Annotated in this window: 18 protein-coding genes and 1 tRNA gene; 8 read left to right on the top strand and 11 right to left on the bottom strand. The window is 36.5% G+C overall.

Features of this window, described 5'->3' with window-relative positions; all coding sequences use genetic code 11:
- Positions 1 to 24: 24 nt before the first annotated feature.
- On the bottom strand, positions 25 to 186 hold the full coding sequence (locus RM539_RS20095) for an integrase core domain-containing protein (protein ID WP_432264621.1): 162 nt from the start codon (positions 184 to 186) through the stop codon (positions 25 to 27).
- Positions 165 to 461, bottom strand: a complete 297-nt coding sequence (locus RM539_RS20100) for an integrase core domain-containing protein (protein ID WP_432264622.1) — start codon at positions 459 to 461, stop codon at positions 165 to 167. The genes RM539_RS20095 and RM539_RS20100 overlap by 22 nt, the downstream gene beginning before the upstream one ends.
- On the opposite strand from RM539_RS20100, the gene RM539_RS09520 reads away from it, so the two are divergent.
- On the top strand, positions 460 to 999 hold the full coding sequence (locus RM539_RS09520) for an ISAon1 family transposase (RefSeq protein ID WP_311503161.1): 540 nt from the start codon (positions 460 to 462) through the stop codon (positions 997 to 999). The two genes, RM539_RS20100 and RM539_RS09520, sit on opposite strands and share 2 nt — an antisense overlap.
- 91 nt (positions 1,000 to 1,090) lie before the next feature.
- Here RM539_RS09520 and RM539_RS09525 read toward each other — a convergent pair.
- Positions 1,091 to 1,167 (bottom strand) — tRNA-Met (locus RM539_RS09525).
- Between the two features lie 185 nt (positions 1,168 to 1,352).
- Here RM539_RS09525 and RM539_RS09530 point away from each other — a divergent pair.
- Both RM539_RS09530 and RM539_RS09535 read left to right on the top strand, forming a co-directional pair.
- The gene (locus RM539_RS09530; RefSeq protein WP_311503162.1) at positions 1,353 to 1,739 is read left to right on the top strand and encodes an START-like domain-containing protein; all 387 of its coding nucleotides are present in this window, start codon (positions 1,353 to 1,355) and stop codon (positions 1,737 to 1,739) included.
- 51 nt (positions 1,740 to 1,790) lie between these two features.
- Positions 1,791 to 2,636: an aminotransferase class IV gene (locus RM539_RS09535; protein ID WP_311503163.1), complete on the top strand. Its 846-nt coding sequence runs from the start codon at positions 1,791 to 1,793 to the stop codon at positions 2,634 to 2,636.
- On the opposite strand, the gene RM539_RS09540 is transcribed toward RM539_RS09535, so the two are convergent.
- The 5 genes from RM539_RS09540 to RM539_RS09560 all read right to left on the bottom strand — a co-directional run bounded on the left by RM539_RS09540 (position 2,633) and on the right by RM539_RS09560 (position 7,164).
- Positions 2,633 to 3,193, bottom strand: a complete 561-nt coding sequence (locus RM539_RS09540; RefSeq protein ID WP_311503164.1) for a YqgE/AlgH family protein — start codon at positions 3,191 to 3,193, stop codon at positions 2,633 to 2,635. The two genes, RM539_RS09535 and RM539_RS09540, sit on opposite strands and share 4 nt — an antisense overlap.
- 122 nt (positions 3,194 to 3,315) lie before the next feature.
- Positions 3,316 to 3,588: an HU family DNA-binding protein gene (locus RM539_RS09545; RefSeq protein WP_311503165.1), complete on the bottom strand. Its 273-nt coding sequence runs from the start codon at positions 3,586 to 3,588 to the stop codon at positions 3,316 to 3,318.
- 186 nt (positions 3,589 to 3,774) lie between these two features.
- Complete coding sequence (fmt, locus tag RM539_RS09550; RefSeq protein WP_311503166.1) at positions 3,775 to 4,722, bottom strand: methionyl-tRNA formyltransferase; 948 nt, start codon at positions 4,720 to 4,722, stop codon at positions 3,775 to 3,777.
- A complete protein-coding gene (locus RM539_RS09555) occupies positions 4,709 to 6,622 on the bottom strand; it encodes a RecQ family ATP-dependent DNA helicase (RefSeq protein ID WP_311503167.1) in 1,914 nt (637 codons plus the stop codon). The genes fmt and RM539_RS09555 overlap by 14 nt, the downstream gene beginning before the upstream one ends.
- 2 nt (positions 6,623 to 6,624) lie before the next feature.
- Complete coding sequence (locus RM539_RS09560; RefSeq protein WP_311503168.1) at positions 6,625 to 7,164, bottom strand: AAA family ATPase; 540 nt, start codon at positions 7,162 to 7,164, stop codon at positions 6,625 to 6,627.
- Between the two features lie 79 nt (positions 7,165 to 7,243).
- On the opposite strand from RM539_RS09560, the gene RM539_RS09565 reads away from it, so the two are divergent.
- The 3 genes from RM539_RS09565 to murA all read left to right on the top strand — a co-directional run bounded on the left by RM539_RS09565 (position 7,244) and on the right by murA (position 9,615).
- A complete protein-coding gene (locus RM539_RS09565; RefSeq protein ID WP_311503169.1) occupies positions 7,244 to 7,537 on the top strand; it encodes a DUF493 family protein in 294 nt (97 codons plus the stop codon).
- A gap of 111 nt (positions 7,538 to 7,648) precedes the next feature.
- Positions 7,649 to 8,281, top strand: a complete 633-nt coding sequence (locus tag RM539_RS09570; RefSeq protein ID WP_311503170.1) for a DUF4290 domain-containing protein — start codon at positions 7,649 to 7,651, stop codon at positions 8,279 to 8,281.
- A 17-nt stretch (positions 8,282 to 8,298) separates the two neighbouring features.
- Entirely contained in the window at positions 8,299 to 9,615 is a 1,317-nt protein-coding gene (gene murA / locus RM539_RS09575; protein WP_311503171.1) for a UDP-N-acetylglucosamine 1-carboxyvinyltransferase, read from the top strand.
- Positions 9,616 to 9,696: 81 nt separating this feature from the next.
- Here murA and RM539_RS09580 read toward each other — a convergent pair whose 3' ends face one another.
- Positions 9,697 to 11,172 carry a TonB-dependent receptor gene (locus tag RM539_RS09580; protein ID WP_311503172.1) on the bottom strand — a complete coding sequence of 492 codons (1,476 nt, stop codon included), beginning with the start codon at positions 11,170 to 11,172 and terminating at the stop codon, positions 9,697 to 9,699.
- Positions 11,173 to 11,274: 102 nt separating this feature from the next.
- On the opposite strand from RM539_RS09580, the gene RM539_RS09585 reads away from it, so the two are divergent.
- A complete protein-coding gene (locus RM539_RS09585) occupies positions 11,275 to 12,036 on the top strand; it encodes an MBL fold metallo-hydrolase (protein ID WP_311503173.1) in 762 nt (253 codons plus the stop codon).
- Between the two features lies 1 nt (position 12,037).
- A complete protein-coding gene (locus tag RM539_RS09590) occupies positions 12,038 to 12,535 on the top strand; it encodes a hypothetical protein (protein WP_311503174.1) in 498 nt (165 codons plus the stop codon).
- Here RM539_RS09590 and RM539_RS09595 read toward each other — a convergent pair.
- Positions 12,532 to 13,191, bottom strand: a complete 660-nt coding sequence (locus RM539_RS09595; RefSeq protein ID WP_311503175.1) for an alpha/beta hydrolase — start codon at positions 13,189 to 13,191, stop codon at positions 12,532 to 12,534. The two genes, RM539_RS09590 and RM539_RS09595, sit on opposite strands and share 4 nt — an antisense overlap.
- Positions 13,192 to 13,506 (bottom strand): magnetosome magnetite crystal formation protein family, encoded by a 315-nt coding sequence (locus tag RM539_RS09600; protein WP_311503176.1) that lies wholly within the window; start codon positions 13,504 to 13,506, stop codon positions 13,192 to 13,194.
- Positions 13,507 to 13,523: the final 17 nt, after the last annotated feature.

A 13,523-nucleotide genomic window follows, 5' to 3' on the forward strand; every position in this document is an offset into this window, starting at 1 on the left:
AGTAATTATTGACCTCCTCCCGATTTACGAACTGGTTAAAAGTAGAAAATCTGAGCTATTTTCTTTCTTTTCGATGTACTCATTTGGAGGCATATCTTTCAATGAACTATGTGGCCTAAAACCATTATAGTCTTCCCTCCAATGGTCATGTAGGCTTACCCAACTTAAGACACAGCTAAATTCAATAAATTTTTATTGATATCATTAACTTCAGGGAAGAATTCTTCCGCGAATCTAGGTTTATATTCTCTAGGAGATTTATTCCCTATTGATTGATGTGGATGGTTATTATTATAATCTTCCATCCATTTATTGCTTAAAGATCTTAGTTGATGTAAATCATTAAACCAGTAAGCATCTAATATATCTTCTCTATAAAATCGATTTAATCGTTCTATATATCCATTTTGCATTGGCTTACCCGGTCGTGACTGGAACTTAGTAGCACAGGGAACCCGAATGACCGTCGAGTTCGCTGCTTTTTACCGCTGGGAAGCTATAGATATGGAAAATGAACAGATCAAACAAGCTAGGTTAAAGCAAAAAGGTTTTAATCCGGAAATATTTAAAAATGGTGATACCAGAAAACAATTATTAGCACGTTCCCGTTACCTGCTCTATAAAGCTCCTTCGAATTGGACAGAGAACCAATCCCTACGCAGTAAAATACTCTTTGAACAATACCCAGACATAAAGCTTGCGTTTAATCTTGTACAAAGGCTTAGAAATATGTTTAACAATGCTAAATCAAAAGAAAGGGCCTATACAAAACTAGCCCACTGGTACAAGGATGTAGAGGATAAGGGGTTTAAGGCTTTTAATACCATAGCCAAAACCATTACCCTTAATTACAGGTCTATTCTCAATTACTTTATCAATAGAAGTACGAATGCTTCAGCAGAATCCTTTAATGCAAAGATAAAAGCGTTTAGGGCTCAGTTTAGAGGAGTGAAAAATATAGAATTCTTCCTATATAGATTGACTACAATTTTTGCTTAAACACAACAATTGGGCTTGATCCGATTTTCTTTTATTTTGTACCCACTAAATGCAAAAGGCTTTCCGATTTCTCGAAAAGCCTTTATTTTACTGGTAGCGAGACCGAGATTTGAACTCGGGACCTCCGGGTTATGAATCCGACGCTCTAACCAACTGAGCTACCTCGCCTTATTTATGAATAGTCAATACTTGATGGGTGTTGACTTTTTCAGCATTTAACAGTCTTTGTAAATGCGGGTGCAAATATAGAAACAATTTCAATTGCCGCAAATAATAAAATCTAAAATATTTAAATCTTTTCTTTTTAATCTTTCTAATTAATATCTATATTGGCGCAAATCAAAAATCAAGAAATGGAAGAAAAGATCAAGTACGAAATGGAGTTTCCTATTCACGCTTCTCCTTCTTTATTATACCAATATATTTCTACGCCTTCGGGACTAAGTGAGTGGTATGCAGATAATGTAAATTCCCGTGGAGAAATCTTTACTTTTATATGGGAAGGAAGTGAGGAAAAAGCTAAATTGGTTAGTAAAAAAAGCGATGAGCGTATCAAATTCAGGTGGATAGAGGAAGAGGATACTCCATATTATTTTGAAATCAGAATCCAGGTTGATGATATAACCAAAGATGTTTCTATAATGGTTACCGATTATGCTGAAGAGGATGAAGTTGAGGAAAATAAAATGCTTTGGGAGAATATGATTTCAGATTTAAAACAGGTATTAGGATCAGTTTAATATTCCTGATATAAATATTACCTTTGCCCCGCTAAATACGGGGCTTTTTTTATGATAAATCTAAACGGAGAACTACTCGAAGAAAAAAATGCAAATCTTTCGGTTTATAACCGCGGCTTTACCTATGGAGATTCGGTTTTTGAAACCATAAGGGTTATAAATGGAAAAATCATGTTTTGGGAAGATCATTATTTTAGATTAATGTCTTCTATGCGGATAATGAGGATGGAAATTCCACCTTCTTTTTCTCCTGAATTTCTGGAAGAGGAAATTAAAGCTTTAGTTAGTGCTAATAATCTTTCATCATCTCCCGCCCGTGTCCGATTTTCAGTTTATAGGAAAGAAGGTGGGTATTATACACCTACTACAAGAGAAGTGGGTTATGTGACAACCTGCTCATTACTTGAAAATGCCTTTTATCTCTTCAATGAGGAACCTTATGAAATTGAGCTGTTTAAAAATCATTATATAAATAGTGGAATTCTTTCTACTATAAAATCAAATAACAGAGCTATAAATACCCTGGGAAGTATTTTTGCCAGTGAAAATGCTTACAATAACTGTTTACTTTTGAATGAAAAGAAAAATGTGGTGGAAGCTCTTAATGGGAATATTTTTTTAGTGAAAGATAATATTATTAAAACACCGCCCTTAAATGACGGCGCTTTAAATGGCATAATAAGAAAACAACTATTAAGTATCATCAAAAAACTACCAGAATTTGCCCTGGAAGAAATTTCAATTTCACCTTTTGAGCTGCAGAAAGCGGATGAGCTTTTTATTACAAATATTGCCGTGGGAATTCAACCAGTTAGTAAATACCGGAAGAAGATTTTTGACAGCAAAACATCAAAAACATTACTCTCAAAACTTAATGTTAAAGCACGCCTGGGCTAGTTATAACTTGGGTTTTCAGGGGCATTGCACCATAATAGATATTCTCCGCCAAGTTGGAGCATTTTATCCTTCCAGAAGGAACGGTAAGGCCTCTCAATTAAGTTAGTACTCTCTTCATTAGTTGTCACAATCCAGGAATGTGAATCCAGTTCAGCATTTAATTGATCAGCATCCCAACCTGAATATCCCAGGAAGAATTTAATCTGGTTTTCAGGTAGAAGTCCTTTTATAATCAATTCTTTAACCGCTTCAAAGTTACCTCCCCAGTAAATGCCGCTGGCAATTTCAACGCTGTCGGGGATAAGTTCAGGTACTTTATGTATAAAATAAAGATTGTCCTGCTCCACAGGACCGCCATTATAAATTTTATATGGCACCTGAAGTTCAGGAATAAGATCCCTGAGTGTAAATTCGTGAATTTTATTAAGGATAAAACCTACAGATCCGGTATCGGAATGATTAGCTAACAGCACCACCGAACGGTTGAATGCCACGTCCCCGAAAATTGTAGGCTCTGCCACTAGCAGATGTCCTTTGGCTGGTTTTAAAGCTATCATAAATGGGTTCTTTTTAACTAATCTACTTATTTATTTAAAAAAATCAAATCATTCTCATAAAATTTTTAATAAAAAAAGCCTCCCAAAGGGGAGGCCTAAAGATTTTTTACTAATGTAGATTATTAGTTTACAGCTTTTTGCAAATCTGCTCCAGCTTTAAATTTTACTACATTTTTAGCAGCGATTTTAATGGTTTTACCTGTTTGAGGATTTCTACCTTCACGTGCAGCTCTTTTAGATACAGACCAGGATCCAAATCCTACTAGGGAAACTCTGTCTCCCTTTTTAAGAGAAGTTTCGATATTCTCCAGGAAAGATTCTAAGGCTTTTTTTGCTGCAGCTTTTGAAATTCCAGCATTTTCAGCCATTGCATCGATTAAATCAGTTTTGTTCATAATTCGAAATTTAAATTGAGTTGTTGGTTAAACATTCTGTTACATTGCATTACAAATTTATATGGATTTCCCGGCCATGCAAGTAATATCAAGGGAAAAGCAGATTATTGTTAATAACTTTAACCTTTTGTTAATAAAGAAGCGTTAAAAAGATTGACTTTTTATGATTTCAGTAGCCATAAGGCCTCAGCGCATTTTTGCTTCAGAATTAAAGGTGTAGCCATTTAATAGTTCTTTTACCTCCATTTTTCTTTTTCCCGGTAATTGAATTTCTTTTATATTAACAGAACCATCTTTTGCTGCAACAACCATCTTTTTTTCTTCTATTAGAACACTACCAGGTTCATTTTTATGTTCATGTTTTATCTTTTCGATATCAAAAACTTTCACCTTAAATTCTTCGGAAAAATTTTCCAAAATACACCATGCGGCAGGATAGGGATTTAAGCCCCTTATAAGATTATGAATTTCGTCAACAGGTTTTTGCCAGTCAATTTTAGTATTTTTCCTGGTAAGTTTTGGAGCGGCTTTTAGTGTTTCACTTTCTTCCTGAAGTGTGGTTTTTATTTTTTTATTTTGAATAAGCTCAAGTGTTTTTACAACCAGCCTGGCCCCGTTCTCCATTAACCTGTCGTGAAGCTGCCCCACGTTTTCATTTTCTCCAATGCTAAGCTTTTCCTGAAGGATCATGGCACCTGTGTCAATCTTGTCGTCTATAAAGAAAGTAGAAACGCCTGTCTCACGGTCTCCGTTTATTATACTCCAGTTAATGGGGGCAGCGCCACGATACTGGGGCAGGAGGGAAGCATGCAGATTAAAGGTCCCAAATCTGGGTAAAGCCCAAACGGTTTGGGGTAACATTCTGAAAGCAACCACTACCTGTACATCCGGTTCTAAAGCTTTTAGCTCCTTCAGAAATTCTTCAGATTTTAGATTTGTAGGCTGAAGAATCTTTAAATTTTCTTCCTTGGCATATTTTTTTACATCACTTTGCTGAAGTTTTCTTCCTCTTCCCGCAGGCTTATCTGGAGCGGTGATTACTCCCACTACCTTATATTTGGCTTCGATAATAGCCTTAAGGCTACTTACTGCAAAACCGGGAGTGCCCATAAAAACAATTCTAATATCTTTCATTTTTTATTAATTTAAATCTGTTGGATTCGATGCGGTCAATAATCCTTTTTTCGGTTAGTAATTGCAGCACCTTTAATATATGTTGTTCGGGAAAAGTAATATTCTCAACAAGTTCCCGTGAGGTCAATTCCCTTTTTTTCAAAAGCGCTGCAATCTCTTTATAAATTTCGTTCATTTGCTCTTTGTTTAGCCTACTATTTTTTACAGAACATACAGAGCAAATTCCGCAGGGTATTTTCGGTTTTTCTCCGAAATAATTCAGCAATTGAAGGTTTCGGCAAACATCATTCTTGTTTACGTATTCTATCACCGCTTCAATTTTTTGCTTTTTATTTTGATGATGTAGCTTTATAAAAGCAGCAACCGGATTAATAGTGATATCATCTTCTCTCGGAACAAGAAAATTAACGGAAGCATCGTTCTGGAAATATGCAAAATCTATAATCTGATCTCTTCCCAACTTTTTCAGGATATCTATGGTTTCTTCTTCTGCCAGCCCAGCTTTTTTACAAACCGCGCCCAGGTTGATACTAATTTTATTTTCAAATATCCCGCCGTAAGTTCGTAAAATAGCCTTAACAAGCTTATCGCTGGTAGAATTATCCCTTAGATAATAGGAAAGTTGTTTATCTGAAACTATAAATTGCAGTTCGGTTTTTCTTTGAAATTGCTGGGACAACCTGATAATGCTGCACCGGTCAAGCATTTGCATTGCATTAAAGGTTTTAATGGAATTCAGCTCATATTGGGTGCAAAATTCTGAAAAATTGAAATCGTGATTTTCGTTTTCTCCTTCTCCATAGGCTATTCTGAAATAAGAATTAAGTTTTTTATAAACCAGTTTTACGTCTTCCACTTTTGGCAGGTTTATCAAAAACTGATTTTTTAGAACAGGAATATCCCCGGGATTGGTAACAATGGTAGCAACTGCCGGTTTTTCATCACGTCCTGCTCTTCCGGCCTCCTGGAAGTAACTCTCCAGGCTTTCCGGTAAATTCAGATGGATAACCTGCCGGACATCGGGTTTGTCTATGCCCATTCCAAATGCTGTGGTGGCCACCATAATATTAAAATCGTTGTTTAGCCATTTTTCAAGTCTAAGGGCTTTTTCTTCATTTTTCAATCCGCCGTGAAATGCTTCAGCACTGTGGCTATTTTTTCGCAGAAAAGTGGTAGTTTCCATAGTTGCATTCCTGCTGCGAACATATATTATAACACTCTCATTCTTTTTTTTCAGCAATTGTAATAACCGGTAATATTTATCTTCCGCATTAAGAACATTATAAGCAATATTAGACCTTTCAAAGGATCTTTTTATCACAATGGCATTGGGGATTTGCAGTTCCGCTTTCATATCTTGAATCACTTCCGTGGTAGCTGTGGCGGTAAGTGCAGCAAATGGCGCTTCTGGTTTTAATTCCCGGAGCAATGAGATGTTCCTGTAAGCAGGCCTAAAATCGTGTCCCCATTGGGATATGCAATGCGCCTCATCTATAGCAACAAGATTTACATTCATTTGCTTTATACGTTGCTGTACAAGATCCTGTTGCAGGCGTTCAGGGGAAAGGTAAAGGAATTTATAATTTCCATAGATACAGTTATCCAGTTGTTTGTCTACATCATCATAACGCATCCCACCGGTAAGTGCCATTGCTTTAATGTTTTTTTGCTGAAGAGCATTTACCTGATCTTTCATTAAAGCGATTAATGGTGAAACCACAATACAAATTCCCTCCTGAAGAAGAGCAGGAATCTGAAAACAGACAGATTTTCCTCCTCCTGTAGGTAAAAGGGCAATTACATCTTTTTTAGCAACAAGGGCTTCAATTACAGGTAATTGCTGGGGTCGGAATTCCAAATATCCCCAGTGCCTTTTTAATATTTTGAGTGCTTTTTGCAAATCTAATTCTCAAGCTTATTAAGTATAAAGTTAGTTCTTTCTTCCACACTGGCCTCGGGAACAATTACTGGTTGGTATCCGTAGATTTTATAAGTGGTTTCAAGATATTCCGAAATCCTGCTGGCCTCATCAAAAGATTCATAACGTTCGTTATCGCTTTTATAAATAGACTTCCAGGGCGGAAGAATAAAAATGAAATCGTACCGGTAGTTTTCGCAAGGGGCAATGAACTCTTCCGCATATCTTGTATCAAAATAATCCATGTAAGCCAAAACATCAGGAATTCCTCTGTCTATAAAGATATGGTTCACAGGAAAATCTTCAGCTTCATGGAACTGGGAGATCCTTCCTTCGAGCAATTTTCTGCTAAATAACAGTGGATCCTCCAAAAAAAGCTGTTCAATCCCATGCAGTTGAGCTTCACGTATTACCTCCCTTGAAATTTCATGAAGGCAGGTTTGGCCGTTGTTTTCGAGTTGATGAACTATGGAAGATTTTCCGGTACCGGGACCGCCGGTAATAACTATCTTTTTCTTTTTCACGCGGCAAATTTCGTTAATTGAAATTGATTATAAAAATGAAAGCATTCTTGTATCTTTGCACTTAAAATGAAGAAAAGTTATGAGTGAAGCGGGAAACAGGGAAGAATTCTATAAAAAGCTGAAAAAACAATTACAGGATACTACAAAATGGCCTTCTGAATATCTTTATAAATTTATTGTTCCTACCAATAAGAAGGAGATTGAACAAATAGAAACCATATTTGATAATATGGGCGCAGTAATTAATACCAAACAGTCTAAAAATGGAAAATACACAAGTGTTTCCATAAATGTAAGGATGAAGAATCCAGATGCTGTTATTGAAAAATACAAGGAAATAGGAAGGGAAGTAAAAGGGGTTATTTCCCTGTAAGCTGGTAATACCAATAAAAGCCTCATTATTCTTATTTTCTTTAAATTATATTTGTTATTTTGCAACCTTATAAAACTTCTACACTTAAGTATCACCTTATAAATTTCAAATTTGACGAACGCATTAGAATATAATTCTGAAAGAAACCATCTGATTATTCCTGAATATGGAAGGCATCTGCAAAAAATGGTTGATCATGCCATAGGTATTGAAGATGATGAAGAGCGAAATAAAGTTGCCCGTTCTATAATTGCTGTAATGGGCAATATGAATCCGCATCTTAGGGATGTGCCCGATTTTCAGCATAAATTGTGGGACCAGTTATTCATAATCAGTGATTTTAAACTGAATGTGGAATCACCTTTTCCGGAGCCGTCTAAAGAACAACTGGAAGAGCATCCGGAACCATTGGCCTATCCGCAGAATTTTCCCAAATATCGTTTCTACGGAAACAATATTAAACGAATGATTGATGAAGCTAAACAATATGATGAAGGGCCATTAAAAGAAGCCCTTGTTTACACTATAGCCAATCATATGAAAAAATCTTTCCTGAACTGGAACCGGGATACGGTGGATGATAATGTGATTTTTGATCATTTGAAGGAGCTAAGCAACGGAGAATTGAATTTGAAAAATTCTGATGAGGATTTAAGTGACTCTTCCAATCTTTTAAGGGGAAGAAAAAAACATTCAAAAAGCAGTCCTAAAAAATCCGGTAGAAAAGGCCGTAAGCGTCATTAAATAAAGCACTTTTATTTATGGGAACTTTCCAGATAGAGGGAGGGCAGCGCCTGAGTGGTGAAATACAGCCACAAGGTGCTAAAAATGAAGCTCTTCAAATACTTTGTGCCGTACTTTTAACTTCAGAAAAAGTCAGGATAACTAACATTCCTGATATTCTTGATGTAAATAAACTTATAAGGCTTCTTAAAAACCTTGGGGTAAAGGTGAATCATGAGGGGAGAGGAGACTATACTTTTCAGAGTGATGCCCTTGACCTGGAATATTTAACCAGCGATCAATTTAAAATTGATGGCAGCGGACTTCGTGGTTCAATAATGATTGTTGGTCCTTTGCTGGCCAGGTTTGGGAAGGGATATATTCCCCGTCCCGGGGGAGATAAAATTGGGCGCCGCCGTCTGGACACCCATTTTGAAGGTTTTATTAAACTCGGAGCAAAATTCAGATATAATAAAGAAGAACGGTTTTATGGGGTAGAGGCTCCCAAAGAAGGTCTTAAAGGGAGCTATATGTTGCTTGAAGAAGCCTCGGTAACCGGAACAGCGAATATTATTATGGCTGCAGTTTTGGCAAAAGGCATTACCACAATTTATAATGCCGCTTGTGAACCTTACTTACAGCAACTTTGTAAGATGCTGAATTCAATGGGCGCAAAAATAAGCGGCGTTGGGTCTAATCTTATTAGCATAGAAGGGGTGAAGCAATTAGGAGGTTGTGATCACCGCATTTTACCAGATATGATTGAAATTGGTTCCTGGATTGGTCTTGCCGCAATGACCAGGAGTGAAATCACTATTAAAAATGTAAATTGGGAAATGCTTGGCCTTATTCCCAATACTTTTAGAAAATTAGGAATTACTGTAGAAAATAGTGGAGATGATATTCATATTCCTGCCCATACTGAAGGTTATGAGGTGCAGAATTTTATAGATGGCTCCATTATGAACATTAGTGATGCACCATGGCCGGGCTTTACACCAGATTTGCTGAGCATTATCCTTGTTGTGGCTACGCAGGCAAGGGGAAGTATCCTTGTGCATCAAAAAATGTTTGAGAGCCGTTTATTTTTTGTAGATAAGCTCATAGATATGGGCGCAAAAATTATACTTTGTGATCCGCACCGGGCAACAGTAATTGGCCACGATTTTAAATCGACTTTAAAGGCAACCACAATGAGTTCTCCAGATATTAGAGCAGGGATTTCATTGTTAATAGCAGCTTTATCAGCAAAAGGGACTTCAGTTATTCATAATATTGAGCAAATAGACAGAGGTTATGAAGATATTGATAAACGTTTAAAAGCTATAGGAGCGAAAATTGAAAGAATAGATTAAGATTCTACAGAAATTGAAGGAAAAAAAAGGTCCTGATTTTTGTCAGGGCCTTTTGCTTTTTATATCGATTTGATCTAAAATTTAATGCTTGATTTCCGCTTTTTCGGTTTCCGCCTTTTTCTTGTTTTCCTGATAATGAAAAAGATTGAGATCCTTTATCATTGCCGTGGTTTTTTCAGGAAGCATGTCTTCCCATCCATCTTTACCTTCGCTAATCATCTGTAAGACTTCACGCGAATAAATATCAAGAATTTCCGGATTATAATTTTCAATATCTTCAACCCTACCGTTGTATTTAAAGAATTTGTATAATTCTTTCATCCTTGGATGAACTTTCAAGGTGTCGCTGTTGGTAATCTCACCGGTTTCAGCATCTTTAAGAGGATAAAGATATACTTTCAGATCTTTAAAGAATAATTTACCGAAGGCTTCAAGAATACCACCGCTTAAATGCCTGTAGTACTTTTCATCAAAAACATCAATCAGGTTATTAACGCCCATTGCTAAGCCCATACGTTGCTTTGAATATCTGGAAAAGTACTCAACAACCTTATAGTATTCCTGGAAGTTAGATATCATAACCGTCTGCCCAAGAGAACATAAAAGTTCTGCGCGATCCATGAAATCCCTTTCATCTATTTCACCTTCAGCCCTAAGATTGGAAAGAGTAATTTCAAAAATTACTTCCGTAGTCTCCTTATCTACTTTATTCTCTTTAAGAAATAAATCGAGTGAACGCTCATACATATCCATGTTCACTTTAGTAACGGGTCGGAAACTTCCCCTAAGGGCAAGGATATTCTTTTTGTAGAGAATTTTTGCCGGTAATACATTGTGGCCGTCAGGTGCAAACATTACAGCATCGGTCATTCCATTTTTCACCAGTTGCAGACTCATAAGCCTGTTGTCTACATTCTCAAAGCGTGGCCCGGAAAAATTGATGGTATCGATTTCAATTTGATCTTTATCAATGTGATCGTAAAGATATCGTAGTAATTTCTTGGGATTATCATATTTATAATAGGCCCCGTAAATTAGATTTACCCCAAGGATTCCCAGGGTGTTTTGTTGGTGCCTTGCATCATTTTCGTGGAATCGAACGTGCAGGCTAATTTCGTTGTAATCTTCATCTGGTTTAACCTGATATTTTATTCCTACCCAACCATGGCCTTTATATTTTTTAGCAAAATCTATGGTGGCAACCGTATTTGCATAGGTAAAGAAAAGCTTATCGGGATGCTTTTCGCGGGAAATTCTCTGTTCTATAAGATTAATTTCGTGGCTGAGCATTCGTTTAAGCCGGGCTTCTGTAACATACCTCCGGTCATCTTCAACACCATAAATTGCATCACTAAAATCTTTATCATAGGCACTCATGGCTTTTGCTATGGTACCGGAGCCACCACCGGCGCGAAAAAAATTCCTTACCGTTTCCTGACCGGCGCCAATTTCAGAAAAAGTTCCGTAAATATTCGCATTTAAATTAATGCGAAGCGCTTTGCTTTTAATAGAAGGAACATTCTCAAATTCCTTGTCGCCCATTATGGTAATTGGCATAATTTTTCTTTTAAATGAATTTCATTTTTTGTGTAATCAAAGGTACTAAAACACCCAGCTAAACAAAAAAATATAATTACTTTTGTGATAAAATTACACTTATTGAAAGTTACATTTTTAGGCACCGGAACTTCCCAGGGCATCCCTATTATAGGTAGCCAGCACCCTGTGTGTTTAAGCGAAAATTCAAAGGATAAACGGCTACGTGTTTCGGTTTTAATTGAATGGAATGGTCACAATATTCTTATTGATTGCGGCCCCGATTTCAGAGCGCAGATGCTTGCTAATAATGTCGAAAGGCTGGATGCTATTTTTTATACTCACGAGCATAACGATCACACTGCAGGACTGGATGATATTCGTCCTTTTTTCTTCCGGCAGGGAAATATTCCCATCTTTGCTCATAAAAGAGTTTTAAAAGCACTTCGCGAACGTTTTGATTATATTTTTACTACAGAAAATAAGTATCCAGGCGCACCTGGAGTAAAGGAGTATGAAATAATTAATGAGCCTTTTGAATTTGAAGGCCTGGATGTAGTTCCTGTTAATTTCTGGCATGGTAGACTACAGGTTTTTGGTTTTCGGATGGAGGACTTTGCTTATCTAACCGATTTAAAAAAGATTGAAGACAAAGAGGCAGAAAAGCTGAAAGGAGTAAAGGTATTAGTTGTAAATGCCTTACGCAGGGAAGCTCATCATTCCCATTTTAATTTAGATGAAGCATTGGAATTTATCAGGAAAATAGGTCCGGATCGTGCTTATTTAACCCATATAAGCCATTTGCTTGGCTTTCATGATGAAGTTGAGCGGGAATTACCTGAAAATGTTTTTCTTTCTTATGATAATTTAAAAATAGAGATTTAGTATGCGCGGAAGGATTCTGATGTATTTATTTATTTTCACTCTTATGTTTACTATTTTTATTTATGTAAATGATAAAAAAATTCTTGACGCTCAAACTATGGAGATTACCCGTCTTGATAATCAGTTGTCTGAGGTTCAGAATGAATTAGATTCTCTTGAAAACATCAACGGTGAGGGGGAGTATTTTACTTTAACGGGCAATGAAGACGCTATTTCTTACTTTGAAGAACGAGGAATTTCTGAAGAAGAAGTTTCCGTGGCTATTCAGGATAAACTTATTAATTCCAACAGTGCAGAAGAAGATAATCCCTTTGTTCCATATGAGGGCATGCAGGGCGAGATGAGGATAAATAAAATTAAAGTCCTTAATCATAAATGGGCCATTGCCGATTTCACAGATGGAACTTACTGGGGAGAGGTATTCTTCAGTTATACAGTGGACGAAAATGGCCAAATTGAACTGACTCCCGAGAAGTCTTTTTTATATCCTGTAAATTAGATTTTATTTTTAATCCACTCCTTTACTTCAAAGAAATTCTGCGGAGCCACTCCATGTCCTACGGGAAATTCAGAATAAGTATTTTCTATATTTAATTTATTAAGAAATGGTTTGGTGTTTCTGGCCCATTCTACAGGGATTACCTGATCCTGCGAACCATGGGAAGAGTAAAAAGACAAATGCGAAAAATCGTTGTTTTCAAAACTTTCCTTCACGATATCCTGATTTATGTAACCGCTTAAAGCAATGATATTTTTCACTTTTTCAGGATAAGATAAACTTACAGCATAGCTTAAAATACTGCCCTGGCTGAAGCCCAGGAGTGTTACGTTTTTAGGATCTACGGGATAAGCCGCTATAGCTTCATCTATAAATCCTGCAATTTTTTCCCGTGAGTCCCGGGCCTGATCTTCATCGCTAAATTTGCCATCTGTATTATTCCAGTGAATGGCATACCACGCATTACCATAAGGTTGCATGGGAAAGGGGGCTCTTACAGAAATAATAAATAGATCTTCGGGCAGCTCATTCGCAAAAGCAAAAAGATCTTCTTCATTACTTCCGTAGCCGTGCAACATTATCAATAATGGAGATTTTTTATGTTTATTAAGTGGCTCTTTTACAATATGATATAATGATAGATTAGAAGTATTCATTTACGTAATGCTTTTAAAGATTTTTTGGAAGAAATGGCCCAGTAGTGGTATTTCTGTTTGCTGTCCCTGTACTGCAGTTATTAGTCCGTAAAACAACAAAACCAAAACAAAAATGTAAAATGCAGTAGGGATCATATAACCGGTAAACATGGAAGCTAAAATTCCCATTAAATAAAAAAGAATATGGATGCCCAATGCCTGTCTTATATGAAAACTGGCAATTTTATGCTTCCTTTCAAGATTCATAAAGTAGGCTATTACAGTACCTGCAATAGTAATGTAAGCTATAATTGCAGCAGATTTTCCTTCTTTCATTTTTTAAATATTCCTAT

The sequence above is a fragment of the Autumnicola musiva genome (genome assembly GCF_031846585.1).
GTDB classification, from domain to species: domain Bacteria; phylum Bacteroidota; class Bacteroidia; order Flavobacteriales; family Flavobacteriaceae; genus Autumnicola; species Autumnicola musiva.

Coding starts and splice junctions, on each gene's coding strand:
- RM539_RS09530 (WP_311503162.1), top strand. CDS start 1,353: ATGGAAGAAAAGATCAAGTACGAAATGGAGTTTCCTATTCACGCTTCT.
- RM539_RS09535 (WP_311503163.1), top strand. CDS start 1,791: ATGATAAATCTAAACGGAGAACTACTCGAAGAAAAAAATGCAAATCTT.
- RM539_RS09565 (WP_311503169.1), top strand. CDS start 7,244: ATGAGTGAAGCGGGAAACAGGGAAGAATTCTATAAAAAGCTGAAAAAA.
- murA (WP_311503171.1), top strand. CDS start 8,299: ATGGGAACTTTCCAGATAGAGGGAGGGCAGCGCCTGAGTGGTGAAATA.
- fmt (WP_311503166.1), bottom strand. CDS start 4,722: ATGAAAGATATTAGAATTGTTTTTATGGGCACTCCCGGTTTTGCAGTA.
- RM539_RS09520 (WP_311503161.1), top strand. CDS start 460: ATGACCGTCGAGTTCGCTGCTTTTTACCGCTGGGAAGCTATAGATATG.
- RM539_RS09600 (WP_311503176.1), bottom strand. CDS start 13,506: ATGAAAGAAGGAAAATCTGCTGCAATTATAGCTTACATTACTATTGCA.
- RM539_RS09595 (WP_311503175.1), bottom strand. CDS start 13,191: ATGAATACTTCTAATCTATCATTATATCATATTGTAAAAGAGCCACTT.
- RM539_RS09590 (WP_311503174.1), top strand. CDS start 12,038: ATGCGCGGAAGGATTCTGATGTATTTATTTATTTTCACTCTTATGTTT.
- RM539_RS09545 (WP_311503165.1), bottom strand. CDS start 3,588: ATGAACAAAACTGATTTAATCGATGCAATGGCTGAAAATGCTGGAATT.
- RM539_RS09580 (WP_311503172.1), bottom strand. CDS start 11,172: ATGCCAATTACCATAATGGGCGACAAGGAATTTGAGAATGTTCCTTCT.
- RM539_RS09540 (WP_311503164.1), bottom strand. CDS start 3,193: ATGATAGCTTTAAAACCAGCCAAAGGACATCTGCTAGTGGCAGAGCCT.